This is a genomic window from Leucobacter sp. L43 (assembly GCF_016597785.1).
GTDB lineage: Bacteria > Actinomycetota > Actinomycetes > Actinomycetales > Microbacteriaceae > Leucobacter > Leucobacter alluvii.
Map to the genome: position 1 here is coordinate 224,334 of NZ_JAENJG010000001.1, position 18,991 is coordinate 243,324.

Annotated in this window: 18 protein-coding genes and 7 tRNA genes; 6 read left to right on the forward strand and 19 right to left on the reverse strand. The window is 67.3% G+C overall.

Features of this window, described 5'->3' with window-relative positions:
- Nucleotides 1–18 precede the first annotated feature (18 nt).
- From tig to recO, 11 genes are all read right to left on the reverse strand, one after another.
- Nucleotides 19–1,548, reverse strand: coding sequence for a trigger factor (gene tig / locus JE033_RS01035; protein ID WP_200328872.1), 1,530 nt, complete (start codon nucleotides 1,546–1,548; stop codon nucleotides 19–21).
- Nucleotides 1,549–1,604: 56 nt separating this feature from the next.
- Nucleotides 1,605–1,682: transfer RNA gene (locus JE033_RS01040), tRNA-Pro, on the reverse strand.
- A gap of 176 nt (nucleotides 1,683–1,858) precedes the next feature.
- Nucleotides 1,859–1,929, reverse strand: a tRNA-Gly gene (locus tag JE033_RS01045).
- A 72-nt stretch (nucleotides 1,930–2,001) separates the two neighbouring features.
- Nucleotides 2,002–2,559, reverse strand: coding sequence for a gamma carbonic anhydrase family protein (locus tag JE033_RS01050; protein WP_090148885.1), 558 nt, complete (start codon nucleotides 2,557–2,559; stop codon nucleotides 2,002–2,004).
- A 64-nt stretch (nucleotides 2,560–2,623) separates the two neighbouring features.
- A tRNA-Asn gene (locus tag JE033_RS01055) sits at nucleotides 2,624–2,696 on the reverse strand.
- A gap of 90 nt (nucleotides 2,697–2,786) precedes the next feature.
- Entirely contained in the window at nucleotides 2,787–3,635 is an 849-nt protein-coding gene (locus JE033_RS01060; protein WP_090148883.1) for an ABC transporter ATP-binding protein, read from the reverse strand.
- A gap of 94 nt (nucleotides 3,636–3,729) precedes the next feature.
- Nucleotides 3,730–5,781, reverse strand: coding sequence for a DNA primase (dnaG, locus tag JE033_RS01065; RefSeq protein WP_200328874.1), 2,052 nt, complete (start codon nucleotides 5,779–5,781; stop codon nucleotides 3,730–3,732).
- Between the two features lie 142 nt (nucleotides 5,782–5,923).
- Nucleotides 5,924–7,204 carry a deoxyguanosinetriphosphate triphosphohydrolase gene (locus JE033_RS01070; protein ID WP_370567879.1) on the reverse strand — a complete coding sequence of 427 codons (1,281 nt, stop codon included), beginning with the start codon at nucleotides 7,202–7,204 and terminating at the stop codon, nucleotides 5,924–5,926.
- On the reverse strand, nucleotides 7,176–8,363 hold the full coding sequence (gene dusB / locus JE033_RS01075) for a tRNA dihydrouridine synthase DusB (protein ID WP_090148878.1): 1,188 nt from the start codon (nucleotides 8,361–8,363) through the stop codon (nucleotides 7,176–7,178). Before dusB ends, JE033_RS01070 begins: the two co-directional genes overlap by 29 nt.
- Nucleotides 8,364–8,383: 20 nt before the next feature.
- Nucleotides 8,384–9,169: an isoprenyl transferase gene (locus JE033_RS01080; RefSeq protein ID WP_090148876.1), complete on the reverse strand. Its 786-nt coding sequence runs from the start codon at nucleotides 9,167–9,169 to the stop codon at nucleotides 8,384–8,386.
- A gap of 36 nt (nucleotides 9,170–9,205) precedes the next feature.
- Nucleotides 9,206–9,928: a DNA repair protein RecO gene (recO, locus tag JE033_RS01085; protein ID WP_090148874.1), complete on the reverse strand. Its 723-nt coding sequence runs from the start codon at nucleotides 9,926–9,928 to the stop codon at nucleotides 9,206–9,208.
- 107 nt (nucleotides 9,929–10,035) lie between these two features.
- On the opposite strand from recO, the gene JE033_RS01090 reads away from it, so the two are divergent.
- Nucleotides 10,036–10,839 (forward strand): trimeric intracellular cation channel family protein, encoded by an 804-nt coding sequence (locus tag JE033_RS01090; protein WP_370567880.1) that lies wholly within the window; start codon nucleotides 10,036–10,038, stop codon nucleotides 10,837–10,839.
- Nucleotides 10,840–10,879: 40 nt separating this feature from the next.
- Here the strand turns inward: JE033_RS01090 and ruvC are convergent, their stop codons facing one another.
- The 7 genes from ruvC to JE033_RS01125 all read right to left on the reverse strand — a co-directional run bounded on the left by ruvC (nucleotide 10,880) and on the right by JE033_RS01125 (nucleotide 16,622).
- A complete protein-coding gene (gene ruvC / locus JE033_RS01095) occupies nucleotides 10,880–11,476 on the reverse strand; it encodes a crossover junction endodeoxyribonuclease RuvC (RefSeq protein WP_090148872.1) in 597 nt (198 codons plus the stop codon).
- 28 nt (nucleotides 11,477–11,504) lie between these two features.
- Nucleotides 11,505–12,269 carry a YebC/PmpR family DNA-binding transcriptional regulator gene (locus tag JE033_RS01100; RefSeq protein ID WP_090148870.1) on the reverse strand — a complete coding sequence of 255 codons (765 nt, stop codon included), beginning with the start codon at nucleotides 12,267–12,269 and terminating at the stop codon, nucleotides 11,505–11,507.
- A 96-nt stretch (nucleotides 12,270–12,365) separates the two neighbouring features.
- A complete protein-coding gene (locus tag JE033_RS01105) occupies nucleotides 12,366–12,929 on the reverse strand; it encodes an HIT domain-containing protein (RefSeq protein WP_234037176.1) in 564 nt (187 codons plus the stop codon).
- A gap of 35 nt (nucleotides 12,930–12,964) precedes the next feature.
- Nucleotides 12,965–14,932 (reverse strand): threonine--tRNA ligase, encoded by a 1,968-nt coding sequence (gene thrS / locus JE033_RS01110; protein ID WP_200328880.1) that lies wholly within the window; start codon nucleotides 14,930–14,932, stop codon nucleotides 12,965–12,967.
- A 90-nt stretch (nucleotides 14,933–15,022) separates the two neighbouring features.
- A complete protein-coding gene (locus JE033_RS01115) occupies nucleotides 15,023–15,292 on the reverse strand; it encodes a PLDc N-terminal domain-containing protein (RefSeq protein ID WP_200328882.1) in 270 nt (89 codons plus the stop codon).
- 121 nt (nucleotides 15,293–15,413) lie between these two features.
- Nucleotides 15,414–15,486 (reverse strand) — tRNA-Val (locus tag JE033_RS01120).
- Nucleotides 15,487–15,602: 116 nt separating this feature from the next.
- Nucleotides 15,603–16,622 carry a hypothetical protein gene (locus JE033_RS01125; protein ID WP_200328884.1) on the reverse strand — a complete coding sequence of 340 codons (1,020 nt, stop codon included), beginning with the start codon at nucleotides 16,620–16,622 and terminating at the stop codon, nucleotides 15,603–15,605.
- Nucleotides 16,623–16,783: 161 nt separating this feature from the next.
- On the opposite strand from JE033_RS01125, the gene JE033_RS01130 reads away from it, so the two are divergent.
- The 5 genes from JE033_RS01130 to JE033_RS01150 all read left to right on the forward strand — a co-directional run bounded on the left by JE033_RS01130 (nucleotide 16,784) and on the right by JE033_RS01150 (nucleotide 18,404).
- Nucleotides 16,784–16,856 (forward strand) — tRNA-Gly (locus tag JE033_RS01130).
- A gap of 43 nt (nucleotides 16,857–16,899) precedes the next feature.
- Nucleotides 16,900–16,970: transfer RNA gene (locus JE033_RS01135), tRNA-Cys, on the forward strand.
- A gap of 27 nt (nucleotides 16,971–16,997) precedes the next feature.
- Nucleotides 16,998–17,069: transfer RNA gene (locus JE033_RS01140), tRNA-Val, on the forward strand.
- Between the two features lie 304 nt (nucleotides 17,070–17,373).
- On the forward strand, nucleotides 17,374–17,979 hold the full coding sequence (locus tag JE033_RS01145; protein WP_200328886.1) for a class I SAM-dependent methyltransferase: 606 nt from the start codon (nucleotides 17,374–17,376) through the stop codon (nucleotides 17,977–17,979).
- 68 nt (nucleotides 17,980–18,047) lie between these two features.
- Complete coding sequence (locus JE033_RS01150; RefSeq protein WP_090149783.1) at nucleotides 18,048–18,404, forward strand: VOC family protein; 357 nt, start codon at nucleotides 18,048–18,050, stop codon at nucleotides 18,402–18,404.
- 61 nt (nucleotides 18,405–18,465) lie between these two features.
- On the opposite strand, the gene JE033_RS01155 is transcribed toward JE033_RS01150, so the two are convergent.
- Nucleotides 18,466–18,990: a type II toxin-antitoxin system PemK/MazF family toxin gene (locus JE033_RS01155; protein ID WP_200328888.1), complete on the reverse strand. Its 525-nt coding sequence runs from the start codon at nucleotides 18,988–18,990 to the stop codon at nucleotides 18,466–18,468.
- Nucleotide 18,991: the final 1 nt, after the last annotated feature.

Below are 18,991 nucleotides of genomic sequence, written 5' to 3' on the forward strand. Positions count from 1 at the left end.
GATGCGGCGGGAGGCGACCTACTTGCCGGCCTCTTCAGCCTCGGCGGCGGCCTTCTTGGCGGCGCGCGTGGCGGCAGCCTTCTTGGCGGCAGCCGAACGAGCGGCCTTCTTCGCGGCCTCGTCGTCAGCGGGAGCGCTCTCGGCCGACGCGGCGGCCGGCTTCTTCGCGGCGGACTTCTTCGCAGCGGGAGCCGGAGCCTCTGACTCCGGAGCGGCTTCGGTCTCGACCGCCTCAGCGGCGTCGTCCGATGCGTCGGCTTCCTCATCGGAATCGACGGCCGTGAACTCGCTCAGATCGACGGCGTTGCCGTCCTGATCCACGACCTCCACCTTTGCGAGCGCGACCGCGAGAGCCTTGTTGCGCGTGACCTCTCCGAGGATCACGCCCATCTGGTTGCCCTGGCTGATGGCCTGGAGGAACTGCGTCGGCTCCATGCCGTACTGCTGCGCCGACTGGAAGATGTACTGCGAGAGCTCGTTCTGCGTCGGCGTCACGCCTTCAGCTTCGACGATCGCGTCCAGCAGCAGCTGGAGCTGGATCTGCTCCTCCGACGACTTCCGCACCTCGGCGCGGTGCTCGTCGTCCTCGAGGCGGCCTTCGCCCTCGAGGTGACGGTGCACCTCTTCCTCCACCAGCTCTTCGGAGACGGGGATGCCGGCCTGCTCGATGAGCGTTGCGGTGAAGAGATCGCGTGCCTGCTGACCCTGCGCGAAGACGGAGGCCTTCGAAACCTGATCCTTCAGGCTCTCGCGGAGCTCGTCGATCGTGTCGAACTCGCTCGCGAGCTGCGCGAACTCGTCGTCGGCCTCGGGAAGCTCGCGCTCCTTGACCGCGGTGACCGTGAGCTCGACCTCGGCGTCCTGGCCCTCGTACTCCCCGCCCAGCAGCTGCGAGGTGAAATTCGTCGTCTCGCCGGCGGTGAGGGTCTCGACTGCCTCATCCGTACCTGCGAGCAGGTTGCCAGCGCCGACCTCGTAGGAGACGCCGCTCGCCTGATCGACCTCGTTGCCGTCGATGGTCGCGGTGAGGTCCAGCTCGACGAAGTCGCCGGTCTTCGCGGGGCGATCCACGGTCACGAGGGTGCCGAAGCGCTCGCGGAGCTTGGTCATCTCGGCCTCGACCGCATCCTCGTCCACCTCGACGTTGTCGACGGTCAGCTTCAGGCCGTCGTACTTGGGCAGCGTGAAGTCGGGGCGCACCTCGACCTCGAACGCGAGCACAAGGGTGCTCTCCGGATCCTTGGCTTCCGGCCACTGCTCGACATCCGCGGTGGGGCGGCCCATGGGGCGCTCGTCCGCCTCGGCGAGAGCAGCCTGGTAGAAGTCGTCCAGCGAGCTGTTGACAGCCTCCTGGATGACTGCTTCACGGCCGACGCGCTGATCGATGATCGGCGCGGGGACCTTGCCCTTGCGGAATCCGGGCACCGAAACCTGCTCGGAGATGGTCTTGTACGCCTGCTTGAGGTAGGGCTCCAGCTCGTCGAGCGTAACTTCCACGCTCAGCTTGGCGCGGGTCGCAGTGAGCTTCTCAGCTGTCGTCTTCGGCAATTTGGCCTCTCATCATCAGAATGTCGTTCGGATGCCGGTTTCGGGCCGGCGGACCCTGGTCGGGGCGACAGGATTCGAACCTGCGACCTCCCGCTCCCAAAGCGGGCGCTCTAGCCAAGCTGAGCTACGCCCCGGTGTACCCGGGAGTTCCATCGTGCTGGCGCGCGGTCGCGCGCAACCCGAGCAAGTCTAGCCGATGCGCGAACCGCTGCGCTGCAGGTGCCCGGAGAAGCGCCGGAATCCGCGCGCACGGAGGCGCGGCGACGGGAGAAACGGAGAAGGCCCCGCGTGAGCGGGGCCTTCTCGGCGGAGGGGATGACGGGAATCGAACCCGCGTAATCAGTTTGGAAGACTGAGGCTCTACCATTGAGCTACATCCCCGTGCTGCGTGCAGCGCGTGCCGAAGCACCTCACCGATCATACTGCATCGTCGAGCCCGACACGAACGCGCCGTCACTCGTCGCGTGTCGCGGCCCGATGATTCTCGGTGGTCTCCAGGTAGCGCGCCGAGTTGAGGCGCACCGCCTCGCGGTCCTCGTCCCGCAGTTCGCGCACCACTCGACCGGGCACGCCGACGACGAGCGAGTGCGGCGGGACGATCATGCCCTGCGGCACGACGGCTCCCGCGGCTACGAGACTGCCCGACCCCACGACGGCGCCGGTGAGCACGGTGGCGTGCATCCCGATGAGGCAGCCGTTCTCGATGGTGGCACCGTGGATCATCGCCAGGTGACCGACCGAGACGTCGTCGCCGATGATCGCCGCATCCCCGCGTTGCGTGTGCACGACCGCACCGTCCTGAATGTTGCTCCGCTCCCCCACCCGCACGGAGTCGGAGTCGCCGCGCAGCACTGCGTTGTACCAGACGCTCGACTGCGCGCCGATGCGAACGTCTCCGACGACCACGGCTCCAGGCGCGATCCAGGCGCGCTCGTCCACGACGGGTGTTCCGTACGGAGGCACACTGATCACGCGTGCACCCGCCTGAGCGGAGGAATCGTTCGAAGTCATAGCGCCTCCCTGCGCGTCGGATGAAACGAAAAAGCCCTTACCGCAAGGGTAAGGGCTTCGCTCGCTCCCCCGGCTGGGCTCGAACCAGCGACATCCTGATTAACAGTCAAGCGCTCTGCCAACTGAGCTACAGGGGATCATTGCGACTGCAACCAGACTAGGTTAGCAAGCCCCGAAGCGGGTGTGCAAATCGTCCCGGTTCGGGCGATTCGCCCGCCGAGCGGACGCTATTCTTCCGCGATCTCGTCGTACGCCGTCGCGCGCAGCGCCTGCGCGAGACGCTGCACGTACCCGTGGTCGGCGTTGCGGAAGATCTCATTGATCTCCCCGCGCCCCACGAGCCGGCCCTGCTGCATGACGAGCACCTCCTGCACCAGGGCCTCGAGCATGCCGATGTCGTGGCTGATCAGCAGCATCGTGGCACCGCTGCGCTCTCGGTACCACCGCAGCAGCTCGACGATCTTCGGCCGGTTGTTCGCGTCGACGCCGAGTGTGGGCTCATCCGCGATCAGCAGCCGCGGGTCGAGCATGAGCGAGCGCATCACCGCGACGCGCTGCCGCTGGCCTTTCGACAGCTCGTACGGATACTCCTGCAGTTTCGCGAGCGGAAGGGCGACGATGTCCATCATCTCCGCGATGCGCTCGCCGAGCTCATCGCGGTCGAAGTGCTTGCTTCGCTCGACGATCGGCTCGAAGAGGATGTCGCCGACGTTGAGCTCGGGCGTGAGCGTGGCGCCGGCATCCTGGGCGAGGTGGCCGACGTACGCCGTCAAACGCGCGCGGGTGCGGCGCCACAGGCGGTTCATGGGCACGTCCATCACGGTGGCTTCACCGCCGGTGAGCCGAATGCGGCTCGACTTCTCGCTGGCGTCCGGCCCGCGGCCCGCCAAGAACTTCGCAAGCGTCGACTTGCCCGAACCGCTCTCGCCGAGGAGGGCGAACACGTCGCCGCGCGCGACATCGAAGGAAAGCCCCTCGACGGCCTCGAACTCCCGGCCCCCCGCGTGCGCCGGGTACGAGAGCGAGAGGTCCGAGACCCGAATCATCGGATCGGCGTCGACTACGGGGTGGGGCATCCTGAATTCTCCTCGGTGGCTCGTGGTGCGCTCCGGCTGACCAGCAGCCTAGGGCATCGGGATGCGCACGGCGGGAGCGGTTTCGGCACGCCGCTCAATCTGCGCGCAGACTGCGGCGAGCTGATTCGAGCGCGACGAGCTGCTCCTGAATCTGACGAGCGCGCGGGTCTGCGGAGTCGCCGATGCGCTGATGGCGTGCGAGCAGTTCGCGTTTGAGCTCCACGAGATCCCGGTCGAGCAGCGAGACCACCACGTCGCGGGCGTACGCCGCCAGCTGATCGAGATTTCGCTGCGGCATGGGGGCCATGGCGAGCTCGCGGATGAGTCCGTGATGCGACTCGGGTGCAGCCGCCATGACGGCGTCCCACCACGCCGGCGTGCCGAGTACCGGCAATGCGGCGCCGAGTGCATCGCGCACGACACGCAGGTCGGGTTCGAGCACCTGCGCCGTCACCGCCTGCTGCAGCAGGTCAGGGCCCACCGATTCGCCCTGCTGCAGCATCGCCATCAGGGCGTCGCGTTCGAGCCAGGTCGTAGGGGCGTTGCGAAGCGAAGAGAGTCCGATACGACGCGGCGCGGCGGGTGTCGGATCACGCTGCGGATCGGAGGGTCCGCCGTACGGGTCCGAAGCGTCGTCGTACTGGGCACTCGGGCCGGAGGCGTACGGATCCTCCTGCTGCCCCGACGACCCTGGCCGGCGCGCGGCCCCGCGCTGCCCGTACCCGCCGCGCTGCTGCTGTCGTTGGTTCTGCACGTGCTGGCCCTGCCGTTGCGGCCCGTTCTGGCCCTGACCCGACCGGTCCTGGCCGCCGCGATCGCTGCCCCGAGGGCTGCGCTCGGCGCTGCGCACGGCATGCTGCACCTCATTCAGCTCGGCGCCCAGCAGGCGCGCGAGCTCTCGCGTGTATCCCGGGCGGAGCGACGGGTCCCTGATCTCCGCGATGATCGGCGCGGCCTCGCGCAGCGCGGCGACCCGCCCTTCCACGCTGTTCAGGTCGAAACGCGCGATCGCCTGCCTCAGCGCGAACTCGAAGAGCGGAATCTTGCGCGTGAACAGCTCGCGAACCGCCTCGTCCCCGCGATGCTGACGCAGATCGGAGGGATCGAGCCCTTCCGGCGCGACAGCGACGTAGGTCTGCGCAGTGAAGCGCTTCTCCTCGCTGAAGGCGCGGAGCGCGGCTTTCTGCCCGGCCTCATCCGGGTCGAAGGTGAACACGACCTCGGCGGCGGAATCATCGCCCATGATGCGTCGGAGCACGGCGATGTGATCCTTGCCGAACGCCGTTCCGCAGGTCGCCACCGCGGTCTCCACGCCCGCGAGATGACAGGCCATGACATCGGTGTATCCCTCGACGACCACGGCGCGTTTGCCGCGCGAGATCGCCCGCTTCGCGAGATCGAGGCCGTACAGCACCTGCGACTTGTGGTAAACCGGGGATTCAGGCGTATTGAGATACTTGGGGCCGTTGTCGTCCTCGTAGAGCTTGCGCGCTCCGAAGCCGAGCGTCTGGCCGCTCGTGTCGCGGATGGGCCAGACGATTCGCCCGCGGAAGCGATCGTAGGCACCGCGCTGCCCCTCGGAGGCGAGACCGGACTGCACGAGCTCCTGCGGCGTGTATCCCAGTCCGCGCAAGTGGCCGCTCATACCGTCCCAGCCGCGCGGGGCGTACCCGACGCCGAACCGTTCGCAGGCGGCCTCGTCGAAACCGCGCTGCGTGAGGAAGTCGCGCGCCATCGCGGCTTCTTCACCGGCGAGCTGCGCCGAGAAGTACTCGGCCGCTGCGGTGTTCGCCGCGAGCAGCCGGGCGCGATTCGGGCCGTCTTCGCGCGCGAAACTCCCCTCCTCGTACGTCAGACCGTAGTGAATCCGCGCTGCAAGCCGTTCCACCGATTCGGCGAAGGTGAGATGGTCCATGCGCTGGAGGAAGGTGAACGCGTCACCGGATTCCCCGCACCCGAAGCAGTGGTAGTAGCCGAGCGCCGGACGCACGTGGAAACTGGGGCTGCGCTCATCGTGGAACGGGCACAAGCCCTTCATCGAATCGATTCCGGCGTTCTTCAAGGTGACGTAGTCACCGACGAGATCGGCAAGGTTCGTGCGACGCTTCACTTCCTCGATATCGCTCGCACGGATCCGACCTGCCATAGCTGTACAGTCTACTGCCGAAGCCCGCCGACCAGGCGACGCTGTGGCGCCGCTGCCGCTGGTGCGAAACGCTCCGCGTTTCGCCTACACCAGGCGACGCTGTGGCGCCGCTGCCGCTGGTGCGAAACGCTGCGCGTTTCGCCTAAACCAGCGGCACATCACACAGCCGCTTGTGCCAGGCGATCGCGGACTGATCCGTCAGCGACGCCACCTGGTCCACGATGGCGCGCCGCCGCCCCGCATCATCCGCGGCCTGGCGGAAGTCGGCCGCGAAAGCGGGCTCCAGCTCGTGCTCCCCCGATTCCCACAGCACCTCGAGCAGTTCGCCCAGCAACTCGCGCTGCCGACGATACGTCGGTTGACGCCGCCCGCTCGCCATGACGAACGCCGCGACGATCCCCTTGAGCACGGCGATCTCTGCACGGATCTCGCGGGGAACGATGACGGAAGCGTTGTAGCGCGCCAGCGGTGAGCCGTCCGCAGCCTCAAGCGTCGCCCCGATCGATGCTCGCGCGAACCGGCCGATCATCTCGCTCGTGAAGTTCTTGAGCTGCGCCTGGTGGGCGCGGCTCTCGTCCCAGCGGGTCAGCCAGGTCTCGGATTCGGAGATGCGGTCGTACGCCGCCCCGAGCTCGTCGCTCGAGTAGGAACCGCCGGCCCACTCCGACACGGCACGGATCAGCGAGTCATGGCCTGAGCGGGCGGTGAGGATCTCGGGGTCGATGAACCCGCTGACGACGGCGTCCTCGAAATCGTGCACCGAGTAGGCGATGTCATCCGAGAGATCCATCACCTGGGCCTCGGCGCACTTGCTCCGCTCCGGCGCTCCCGCGCGCAGCCATGCGAAGACTGGAGCATCATCCGCGAAGTAGCCGAACTTCGCGCTGCCGGGCTCGGCCTCGGCAAGGCTCCAGGGGTACTTGCAGCTGGCGTCGAGCGTCGCGCGGGTCAGATTCAACCCCACGCTCGCACCGTCGGAGGTGAACCGTTTGGGTTCGAGTCGCGCGAGCACTCGGAGCGTCTGCGCGTTGCCCTCGAACCCGCCCGCGTTGACGGCCCACTCGTTGAGCGCCTTCTCCCCGTTGTGGCCGAAGGGCGGATGACCGAGGTCGTGCGCGAGGCACGCAGTGTCCACCACGTCCTGCGCAAGGTTCAGCGAGACGGCGAGCTCCCGGCCGATCTGCGCGACCTCAAGGGAATGCGTCAGACGGTTCCGCGCGAAATCGATGCCGGCCGTGGGGCTGAGCACCTGCGTCTTCGCCGCGAGGCGTCGCCAGCCGCTCGAGTGGAGCACGCGCGCACGGTCGCGGGCGAAATCGCTGCGCGATCCGGAATGCGACTCCGGCACGTAGCGTTCGGCGTCGACCGCATCGTATCCGGCGGGCAGGTCCGACTCACCCACCCGAGTCGTCTCGCTCGGCATCCGCCAAATCGGCGTAGTCGATGTTCTCGCTCGTGCGGCTCTCGAGCCAGCGGTCCGGCAGCACGACCCGCTTCGGGCTGCCGGCGCGACCGCGCTGCCCTTCGGCGCCTTCGCCGGGGTACGGCAGTGAGGCATCCATCGTGGCGAAGATCTCGTCCATCTGCTCGAGCGATTCGACGGCCGCCAGCGCGCGACGCGTGTCGCCGCCGACCCCGTAGCCCTTGAAGTACCAGGCGACGTGCTTGCGGATGTCGCGGCACGCATGCGGCTCATCGTCGTCGTAGAACTCGACGAGCAGCTCGGTGTGGCGACGCATCGCATCCATGACGAACCCGAGCGGCGGCTGAGCGATCGACGCCGCCGCTTCCTCTGCCGTGATCTCCCCGGCTTCAGCGCGGAACGCCGCTGCGAGGTCGCCGAAGAGCCACGGGCGTCCGAGGCACCCGCGGCCGACGACGACGCCGTCGCAGCCGGTTTCGCGGACCATGCGGATGGCGTCATCGGCCGACCAGATATCGCCGTTGCCGAGCACGGGCACGCTCGTGATGGTCTCCTTGAGCGTCGCGATCGAACTCCAGTCGGCCTGGCCGGAGTAGAACTGATTCGCTGTGCGCCCGTGCAACGCGATGGCGGCCACGCCTGCGCCCTCGGCAGCACGCGCGGCATCGAGGTACGTCAGGTGATCCTCATCGATGCCTTTGCGCATCTTCACCGTCAGCGGAATGTCGCCAGCGGACCGCACCGCCCCCTCGACGATCGCTCGGAACAGATCGCTCTTCCACGGCAGCGCAGAGCCCCCGCCCTTGCGAGTGACCTTCGGAACCGGGCACCCGAAGTTGAGATCGATGTGATCGGCGAGATCCTGATCGACCAGGAAGCGCACGGCCTCCGACACGGTCTTCGGATCGACGCCGTAGAGCTGGATCGAACGCGGCGTCTCGCTCTCATGATGCTTGATGAGACGCAACGACGCGGGCGTGCGTTCGACGAGCGCCCGGCTCGTGATCATCTCGCTCACGTAGAGCCCTGCGCCGTATTCGCGGCAGAGCCGCCGGAATGCCGTATTGGTGATACCGGCCATGGGGGCGAGCACGACGGGCACATCGAGTGCGAGCGGCCCGATGCGCAGGCGGGCGTCACCGAGAGTCTGGGAAGTCATATCCGTACCATTCTCGCAGATCAGGATCCGTTGGGCGTGTCGACGGCACCGCCGAAGCGACGATCCCGGTCATGATAGATGCCGATCGCCTCCCAGAGCTGCCGCCTGCCGAAATCGGGCCAGAGCGTGTCGAGGAACACCATCTCCGCGTACGCGGACTGCCAGAGCATGAAGTTGCTCGTGCGCTGTTCGCCGGAGCTGCGGAGGAACAGATCGACATTCGGCAGTTCGGGAACGTACAGGTGACGCTCGATGGTGCGTTCTGTGATGCCGTTCGGTGAGAGCCGACCGGCGCGCACCTCGGAGGCGATTGCGCGCACTGCGTCCGTGATCTCGTTGCGCCCGCCGTAGTTCACGCACATCGTCAAGGTGAGTCCGGTGTTCGACGCAGTCGCGCGCTCCGACGCCTGCAGCTCGTTGATCACCGATCCCCAGAGCTTCGGGCGGCGCCCGGCCCAGCGCATCCGCACGTTCCAGGCATCGAGCTGCGCCCGACGGCGACGCAGCACGTCGCGGTTGAATCCCATGAGAAACCGGACCTCATCGGGTGAGCGCCGCCAGTTCTCGGTCGAGAACGCGTACACGCTGAGATGGGCGACCCCGGCCTGAATCGCCCCGGCGACCACGTCGAGCAGTGCCTGCTCCCCCATCCGGTGCCCTTCGACCCGCGGGAGGCCCCGCCGGTTCGCCCAACGCCCGTTGCCGTCCATGACGATGGCGACGTGCTGCGGGGGCGGGCCGGCGAAGATCGGAGGCTGCTCCCCGGTCCAGTCGACCGGCACGAGCGAGGACGGAGCGCGGTGCATGACTGCCAGTGTAGATGCGGTCCGCGGCCCCGCAGCTCAGCGCCGCGGCGCGCGGAACGAGCGCAACCCGCGCTCGAGGTGCCACTGCGTGTACGCAGCGGCAATGCCGGCGGCCTGACCGCGCTCCCGCTCCGAGGCCTGCAGCGCGTCGTCCCAGTTCCCCGAGAGCAGGGCCCCGAGCAACAGAATGCTGCCCGGATCCAGCCTGGGTGAGCCGGGGGTGCGGCAGTCCTCGCACACGACGCCACCGAGCTGCACGACGACGGCGGTGTGGGGCCCCGCGGCTCCGCACCGGACGCAGTCGACGAAGCCGGGCGTCCAGCCGGCGATGGAGAGCGCGCGCAGCAGATACCCGTCCCGCACGAGCTCCGGCGGAATCCTGGCGGCCGCGAGCGTGCGGAGCGCGCCCACGAGCAGTTCGTACAGCGGCCGGGAGGGGTCGCCCTCGGCGAGGCGCTCCGCGGTTTCCACGATGACGCTGCCCGCCCGGTACCGGTCGTAGTCGGCGCTGATCGCCGGACCGTATGCGCCGAGCGTCTCCGCCTGCGTGATGGTGTCGAGCGAGCGACCCTCGAAGCACTGCACATCCGCGACCATGAACGGTTCGAGACGGGCGCCGAACTTCGACGAAGTGCGGCGCACGCCCTTCGCGACTCCCCTGAGCAGCCCGCGGTCACGCGACAGCATGGTGACGATGCGATCGGCCTCACCCAGCTTATGGGTGCGGAGCACAACACCTTGTTCGCGGTAGAGGGGCACGAGTCCAGTATCCTCCACCCTCGCGACGGCGCGTACCCCATTCCGCCCGCGGCGCAACGACGCATGCGGCCCGTCGCATTCGCCCGATCGTGCGCGAGAATGGAGTCGTGTTCGACGAGACGTTCCGCATTCCGCTCTACGCCGATCTCGCCGCGGTCGGAGTCGGCAGCCTCCAGGGCGCGCTCTTCGCCGCGGGCTTCAAACGGCTCGATCTGCTGGGCGTCGCGATCATCGGAATCTTCTCAGGGGTGGGCGGCGGCTTCCTCCGCGACGTCTTCCTGGGCACGACGCCGGCGGCGTTCGCCGACAACTGGTACCTCATCGTGGCAACAGGCGCCGCGCTCATCGGAATGCTGCTGCAGCGGCTGCTCGAGAAAGCAGACCCGGTGATCACCGTGCTCGACGCGATCAGCATCGGAATGTTCGGGGCGATCGGCGCGACGAAAGCGCTCGCACTCGGCATGCCGTTCGTACCGGCGCTCTTCATCGGCACCGTCTCGGCGGTGGGCGGCGGCGTGCTGCGCGACCTGATGCTCAACATTCCGATCGCACTCATGCATGTCGGCTCGCTCTACGCCGTGGCGAGCCTGGTCGGAGTATCGGTGCTCGTCGGCCTGCTGGCGCTCGGCGTCGCGGTCATCCCCGCGAGCATCGTCTGCGTCGTGGTGACTGCACTCGTTCGTCTGCTCGCCGTGCGGTTCGGGTGGAGCCTGCCCGAGCAGCGCGCCCTGAGCCGCATCCGACTTCGGCGTCAGCGCCAGGTCGAACAGGTCATCGAAGAGGCGCTGCACACCGGCACCATCACACTGCCGATCACGCTGCCAGAACCGGGAGACATCGGTGAGCGGGAACCGCGCGCCGGCGCTGAGGATCGCGACGTCGACCAGGACCCTCCCGCAGAGCGGCCCTGACGCGTCGGCGGAGTTCCGACTCCCGTGAGAGTTCTGGCGCTTACGCCCGAGGGCCGCTGCGGCGTCGGCCGACCTTGGCCTCGGCCTCGCGCCACGCCCGTTGAGCAGGCGTCTCCCCCGCCGGCGCCGTAGCCCGGGTGGAACGATCGGCCGTCCCGCCCCGCGAGAGATGCCAGGCGTGAGTGATCGCCAACGCGAGCGCATCAGCGGCGTCCGCCGGCTTCGGGGGCGCGGCGAGCCTGAGGAGGCGCGTCACCATCGTCGTGACCTGCAATTTGTCGGCGCTGCCGTAGCCCGTGACCTGCGCCTTGACCTCGTTCGGGGTGTAGAGCGCCACCGGAATGCCGCGCCGCTCGGCGAGGAACATCACGACGCCGCTGATCTGAGCGACGCCCATCACCGACGGGAGGTTCTGCTGAGCGAAGACGCGCTCGAGAGCGATCGCCGCTGGTTTCTCGCCGTCGAGCAGCCGTTCGATCGCGGACCCCAGCTGATGGAGCCGAGCCGGCAGTTCGGCCGTCGCCGGCGAACCGAGCACCTCCACGTGCTCGAACGTCACGCGCCGCCCGGCCCCGGCCGTCACCACGCCGATGCCGCAGCGCGTGAGGCCGGGGTCGATGCCGATGATGCGCGTCATCGTCGAGGATCCGGTCTCGACCGGTGCGTCACTCGTCTTCAGCGAGTTCGGCCTGCACCTCTGCGGTCAAGTCGACATTCGTGAAGACGTTCTGTACGTCGTCGCTGTCCTCGAGTGCATCGATCAGGCGGAACACCTTGCGCGCCGTGTCGGCATCGACTTCGACCTTGAGGCTCGGCACGAACTCCGCGTCCGCCGAGTCGTAGTCGATCCCGGCGTCGACGAGCGCGGTGCGAGCAGCGACGAGATCAGAAGCATCCGTGATGACGTCGAACGTCTCGCCATTCGGAGCGGCGTTGACCTCTTCTGCACCGGCTTCGAGCACCGCAGCGAGCACGTCGTCCTCCGTGGTGCCCTCGGCGGGAACGACGATGACGCCCTTCCGCCCGAAGTTGTACGCGACGCTGCCCGGATCAGCGAGGGTGCCGCCATTGCGATTCAACGCGGTGCGCACCTCCGCCGCTGCACGATTCTTGTTGTCCGTCAGGCACTCGATCATGAGGGCGACGCCGTTCGGGCCGTACGCCTCGTACACGATCGTCATGTACTCGACTGCGTCTCCGTCGAGCCCGGCACCGCGCTTGATGGCGCGATCGATGTTGTCGCCCGGAACGGAGTTCTTCTTCGCCTTCTGCACGGCGTCGACGAGGGTCGGGTTCCCTGAGAGATCAGCGCCGCCGATGCGCGCCGCGACCTCGATGTTCTTGATGTACTTGGCGAACGCCTTTGCACGGCGCGAGTCGATGATCGCCTTCTTGTGCTTCGTCGTCGCCCACTTGGAGTGTCCGGACACGGGAGCTCCTCTTTGATTGTTTCGGAATGAGGGTGGTCTGAGTTCAGTCTATGGGGCCGGAGCGCGGCGCCCCGCCGCAGTCGGCTCCTGCGCCGATCAGGGACGGGGCCAGGCTTCGGCGAACAGCTCGCGCACCTCGCCGAGCAGTTGGGGCATCGCTTTCGTCTTTGCGATGATCGGGAAGAAGTTCGCGTCGGACGCCCACCGCGGCACGACATGCTGATGCAGGTGCGATGCGACTCCGGCACCGGCGATGGCTCCCTGATTCATACCCAGATTGAATCCGTCGCACTGCAGCGTCGATCGTGCGACGCGCATGGCCGTCTGCGTGAGCGCGGCGATCTCGGAGGTCTCCGCGTCGGAGGCCTCGTCGTAGTTCGAGATGTGGCGGTAGGGGCAGACGAGCATGTGGCCGCTGTTGTAGGGGAAGAGGTTCAGCAGGACGTATGCGTGCTCGCCCCGCGCGACGATCAGCGCTTCGGAATCGGCGCGCTCCGGAGCCGCGCAGAACGGGCAGTCGTGCTCACCGGGCTGATGATGGTCCGACACGTACACCATGCGGTGCGGAACCCAGAGTCGACGCAGGTCGTCGGCGACGCCGACGGCGCCGCTCTCCTCGAGCGACTCCGGCCGCACCCCACCGGGTCCGGCGCTCGGCATCGACGCCTCGTCAGCTCCCGAACCCGGGCTTCCGTCTACTCCGACCATGCCGTCGAGACCTGCTCGTGCGAGCGGATCGCAGCGGTGATGCGATCGATCGCCTCGTCGACCGGCACGCCGTTCAACTGCGTGCCGTCGCGGAAGCGGAAGCTGACGGCGCCCGCCGCCCGATCCTCCTCGCCCGCGATGAGCTGGAAGGGGACCTTCGCCTTCGTGTGCGTGCGGATCTTCTTCGGCATGCGGTCGTCGCTGTGATCGACTTCGGCACGCACGCCCTGCTCGCGCAGGCGCGCGACGACCTCGTCGAGGTACTCGCCGTACTGCTCGGCCACCGGAATGCCGACGACCTGCGTCGGCGACAGCCAGACCGGGAACGCGCCGGCGTAGTGCTCGAGAAGGATCGCGAAGAAGCGCTCGACCGAGCCGAGCAGCGCCCGGTGGATCATGATGGGCTGCTTCCGGGTGCCATCCGCCGCCGCATACTCCAGCTCGAACAGCTCTGGTTGGTTGAAGTCGAGCTGCACGGTTGAGAGCTGCCAGGTGCGGCCGATCGCGTCACGGGCCTGCACCGAGATCTTCGGCCCGTAGAACGCGGCCCCACCGGGGTCGGCGACGAGCTCCAGCCCAGACTCCTCGCCGACCTCGCGAAGAGTGTCGGTCGCGAGTTCCCACTGCTCGTCCGAGCCGACGGACTTCTCGGGATCGCGGGTCGACAGCTCGAGATAGAAGTCGTTGAGCCCGTACGCGCGCAGGGTGGAGAACACGAACTCGAGCTGTCGCTTGATCTCGTCCTTCACCTGCTCGTCGGTGACGTAGATGTGCGCGTCGTCCTGCGTCAGGCCGCGCACGCGCGTGAGGCCGGAGAGGGTGCCGCTCTTCTCGTACCGGTACACGGTGCCGAACTCGGCCAGCCGCAGCGGCAGCTCTCGATAGCTTCGAGCGCGCGCGCGGAAGATCAGGTTGTGGAACGGGCAGTTCATGGGCTTCAGGTAGTAATCCTGCCCCTGTTTGACGACATTGCCGTCGCCATCCGTCTGCTCGTCCAGGTGCATCGCCGGGAACATCCCGTCCTTGTACCAGTTGAGATGCTGACTGGTCTCGAACAACGTGCCCTTCGTGATGTGGGGGCTGTTGACGACCTCGTACCCGTTCTTCAGCAGCTCGGAGCGCATGAAGTTCTCGATCTCGTGACGGATGATCCCGCCCTTGGGGTGGAACACCGCGAGGCCGGATCCGATCTCGTCCGGGAAGCTGAAGAGGTCGAGCTCGACCCCGAGCTTGCGGTGATCGCGCTTCGCCGCCTCTTCGAGACGCGTCTGGTAGGCACGCAGTTCATCCTTCGACGGCCACGCGGTGCCGTAGACGCGCTGCAGCATCGGATTCTTCTCGCTGCCGCGCCAGTATGCACCGGCCGATCGCGTCAGCGCCCATCCGTTGCCGAGCATGCGCGTGCTCGGCACGTGCGGCCCACGGCAGAGATCCTTCCAGCAGAGCTCGCCCGTCTTCGGGTCGATGTTGTCGTAGATGGTGAGCTCGGCACCGCCGACCTCGACGCTCTCACCGTTCTCGTCTCCGGCTGCTCCACCCTTCAAGCCGATGAGTTCGAGCTTGTACGGCTCGTCCGCGAGCTCGGCGCGAGCCTCGTCCTCGGTCACCACGCGTCGCACGAAGCGCTGCCCCTGCTTGACGATCTTCTGCATCTCAGAGGAGATCGCCTTGAGGTCTTCCGGCGTGAACGGCTCCGCGGGGTCGAAGTCGTAGTAGAAGCCATCGGCGATGGGCGGGCCGATGCCGAGCTTCGTCTCAGGGTTGATGCGCTGCACCGCCTGCGCGAGCACGTGAGCCGCCGAATGCCGCAAGATGTTGAGGCCGTCCTCCGAGTCGACCGTGACGGGCTCCACCGTGTCCGTATCCGTGATCTCCGCCGCGAGATCTCGCAGCTCTCCATCGACGCGCATCGCGACGATCGAACGATCGGTGAAACGGGAGAAGCCATCGGCCACGGGTGAACTCCTTCACTGTGGAGGTCGGAAACGACGGGAACGCGAACGCGAACGCGCCGGGTCGGCGCAGATGCCGGCCACCGTACGATCCTACTGGGTTCGCGAGGTGTCGACCTGTGGAGGGTCGACGCGCTCATCGGGGGCGCTCCGAGTGAACCGTCGGCGCCCCGCCGTGAACCAGACCGTCGCTCCCACGAGCGGAATGGCGGCGATGAAGAAGATCCAGGCGATCATCTTGGGCCAGCTGAGCTGCGTCCCGAACTTCGCGAGCGAGAGGATCGCCCAGAGGCCGAGGACCGCATGGGTCAGGGCGAAGATCCCCGGCAGGAAGTCGAGCGCGGTGATGGCCGGAGCGTGCATGGGCGCCAGACTACCGGAGCGCCGCGCGCCGTCTGTGCAGGACCTCTGGCGCGAGCATTCGCGTGCACGCGGGCGCTCAAACAAGAGCACCCCCGCGGTGTGAACCACGGGGGTGCTGCGGTGGGCGATACCAGACTCGAACTGATGACCTCTTCCGTGTGAAGGAAGCGCGCTACCAACTGCGCCAATCGCCCGTGTGCACTCCCGGAATGCGATGATTCCCGTGCGTGCCAACCTCAAAGATCATACACGGAACCAGAGTGCGGATTGCACCGTCGCCGACAAGCGGCAGCTTTCCGCGGATCCCCCCTTACTCGTTCGGGCGTGTCGTAATGGGGGCGAGGTCGCTGTCGAGGTGCTCATCGAGTTCCGCGCTGACCTTCCCGAGCGTCTCGAGCTCGTCGCGAAGCGCGTTGTATCGATCGATGTCGGCCTGGAGCTGGGCGAGCTCGGAGTCGATCTCAGCTCGCCGCTGCTGCAGCGCGGCCGCATCGCGCTGCTGCTGCTCAGGATCATCGCGGTATCCATCGCGTTCGAGTCGGGAAGCGTAGTCCGTCGCATCCTCGTTGAATGCTTCGACGGTCTCGCTGTATGCGGAGCTGCGCCGCTCCACATCCGCGCGCAGATCCGCCATCTCGGCCTGCAGTGCGTCGACCCTGGCCTGCAGATCGTTGAACACCGTCACGTAGGTTTCGAAATCATCGATCAGTGCGGACCGATTCGTGAACCACTGCGCGTAATGATCTTCCAACCACTGCGGCAGCTCGCGCACCTCGGTGCCCAATACCGAATGCAGCTCGTTCGCGAAGGCAGCGTCCGGCAGATGCTCGTATACGCTCATGCGTTCTGCGAGCGCGGCATCCGTTGGCGCGAGTTCGTCGTACACCTCCCGCAGGCGCGAGGCGAGCAGCGACCGGTCTCCCTCGCCGAGTCGATGGAACGCCGCGTGGAGCAGTTCATGGGCCGCAGTGATCTCAACGACCTCGCTCACACGGTCATCCGTGACGTCGAAGAGGTGGATGCGGTCGGCGGTGTAGCAGCCGAGCACGTGCCCCTGCTCCGAGTGGTCGACGTCGGCGCACTGCTCGTTGAAGTGCTGGCTGCCGTCCACGGTGGGATGCGTCGCGATGAAGATGCGACGTCCGGTCTCCGTGAGCTCGAGATCGTCTGCCAGATCGCTCACCCGAGGGCTCATCTCGTAGTTCATTCCCGCGAGGTGATCGCTGATCTCCTGGCGCAGCAGCATCGCGCCGACCGCGAGGGCGACGAGAGCGAGGAACACGGAGAAGCCGATCCATCGCTTCAGAACCGCTGCCGCCCCTTCAGCCATGGAATAACAGTATCCGCGCGGCTGCCCGGCGGTGGGAAAAACTTGCCGGATCCGCGCGAAGACGGCACGAATCGAGGCGGCGCGCCCGGGATGGCCGCACCGATTTGCACCCCCGGCGCCGCTTCCCTATAGTTATTCAGGTCGCGGTAACGCGGTGAAATGCGGATGTAGCGCAGTTGGTAGCGCATCACCTTGCCAAGGTGAGGGTCGCGAGTTCGAGTCTCGTCATCCGCTCTAGTGCCCGAGCTTGCTCGGAAACTTATGGTAACAAAACTACGGTGGCGTGGCCGAGAGGCGAGGCAGCGGCCTGCAAAGCCGTATACACGGGTTCGAATCCCGTCGCCACCTCGTCTCACAACTGAATAGCCTGAACAGGCGCGATTGGCGCAGCGGTAGCGCGCTTCCCTGACACGGAAGAGGTCACTGGTTCGATCCCAGTATCGCGCACAGATAGACCCGGCCCCGGCCGGGTCTTTTTCTTTCCCCAGTGACCTCGCGAGCATCGCGAACGCGATGCGTTCGCCCGAGATGCTCGCGCTGGTTCGATCCCAGTATCGCGCACAGATAGACCCGGCCCCGGCCGGGTCTTTTTCTTTCCCCAGTGACCTCGCGAGCATCGCGAACGCGTTGCGTTCGCCCGAGATGCTCGCGCTGGTTCGATCCCAGTATCGCGCACAGATAGACCCGGCCCCGGCCGGTTCTTTTTCTTTCCCCAGTGACCTCTCGTCACGCGGCGCACTAGGGTGGAGCGATGTCAGCCACCGCGATCCGACGCTCGTACGATGCGCGGGCGGCCGAATATGCCGACCTCTTCGCCTCCGTCGACGCAGCCCCCGCTGACGATGTCGCAGAGATTCGCGAATGGGCGGCACGGTGCAGCGGCCCCCTCATCGATGCCGGCTGCGGCCCGGGCCACTGGACCGACGATCTGCGCCGTCAGGGCGCTGAGATATCGGGCTTCGACCTCTCCCCCGCGTTCGTCGAGATCGCGCGCCAGCGCTTTCCGCACAGCGAGTACCGCGTCGCGGATCTCGCGCGGAGCGGCGTCGCCACGGCTTCTGCGGGTGGAATCCTCTCGTGGTTCTCGCTGATCCACACTCCGCCGGCTGAGGTCGACGCAGTTCTCGCCGAGTTCGCCCGCATCTTGGCTCCCGGCGGCCGTCTGCTTCTCGGGGCCTTCGCCTGGCCGGAGCTGGAGCCGTTTGCGCACGCCGTGGTCACCGCCTACCGGTGGCCACCCGGAGAACTCGGCGGACGGCTCGTCTCTGCAAGGTTCGAGCTGCATCGAGTGAGTGAGCGCACACCCGAGGGGGCGCGACCGCAGTGCTCGCTCGAAGCCCGACGTGCCGAAGAGTGATTGCCGGGCGAGGAACCGCATCGCACAATGGAGGTGACCAGAACATCGGCTTCGAGATGGGAACACTCATGGCACACCTCGGTACCCTTCACAGCTTCGTTCTCGACTGCCCGGACCCGCGGGCGCTCGCGGAGTTCTATCGCGGCCTCGTCGGGGGGACGATTCAGGCTGACGGGGACGACTGGGTCGATCTTCGGATCGATGGCATCGGGGCGAAGCTCTCCTTCCAGCAGTCCCCAGGCTATGCCGCACCCGTGTGGCCGAGCGATGACGGCGATCAGCAGGCGCACCTCGATATCGCGGTGCCTGACTTGGCCGGTGCCCACGACGACGTGCTCGCGCTCGGCGCTCGCCACATCGAGTCTCATGACACGTTCCGGGTCTACCTCGATCCCGTCGGCCACCCGTTCTGCACTGTCGTGTAGCGCGGCAGGATCACTGAGCGTGCGGACGGCTGGGCGCCGACCGCTGCGAGCTGCGCCCGATTCAGCCTTCGGGCGCGTGGACTCCGTGCGCGCGCATCACGGCGCCGGCGGCGTCGACGAAGCGACCGCGCTCGAGCACGTGTCCTTCTCGGCGCACCCGCGCGTCCGGTACGCGCAGCACTCGGTCGGTCGCGAGGAAGCTCTCACGCCCCTGACCATCCCAACGACCGGTTCCGACCGAAACGAACCCGCGGTGCTGCTTCGTGCTCAGGTAGCATCCGGCGGTCGTTGCCGCATCGATTCGCGCGATGATGAGCACGGGGCGATCCTTGCCCCTGCCGTCATGCTCGGCATACGGCACCCAGGCCCAGACGATCTCGCCCGGATCCGGGGCGCCGTCGGGGTCTGGCGCGTAGGCGAGGCGCAACCCGCGAATCTCGGCGAGCGTGAGGTCCCGATCCTCTGCGACGTCGTTTCGCCCGAGATCCCGCCGGACGGAAGGAGTGGGCCGCGCGGGCTTCAGGAGCGCCGAGGCCAGCGAACGCAGGAGTCCAGAGACCTTGCGCGATACGTTCCCCCGCCCCATC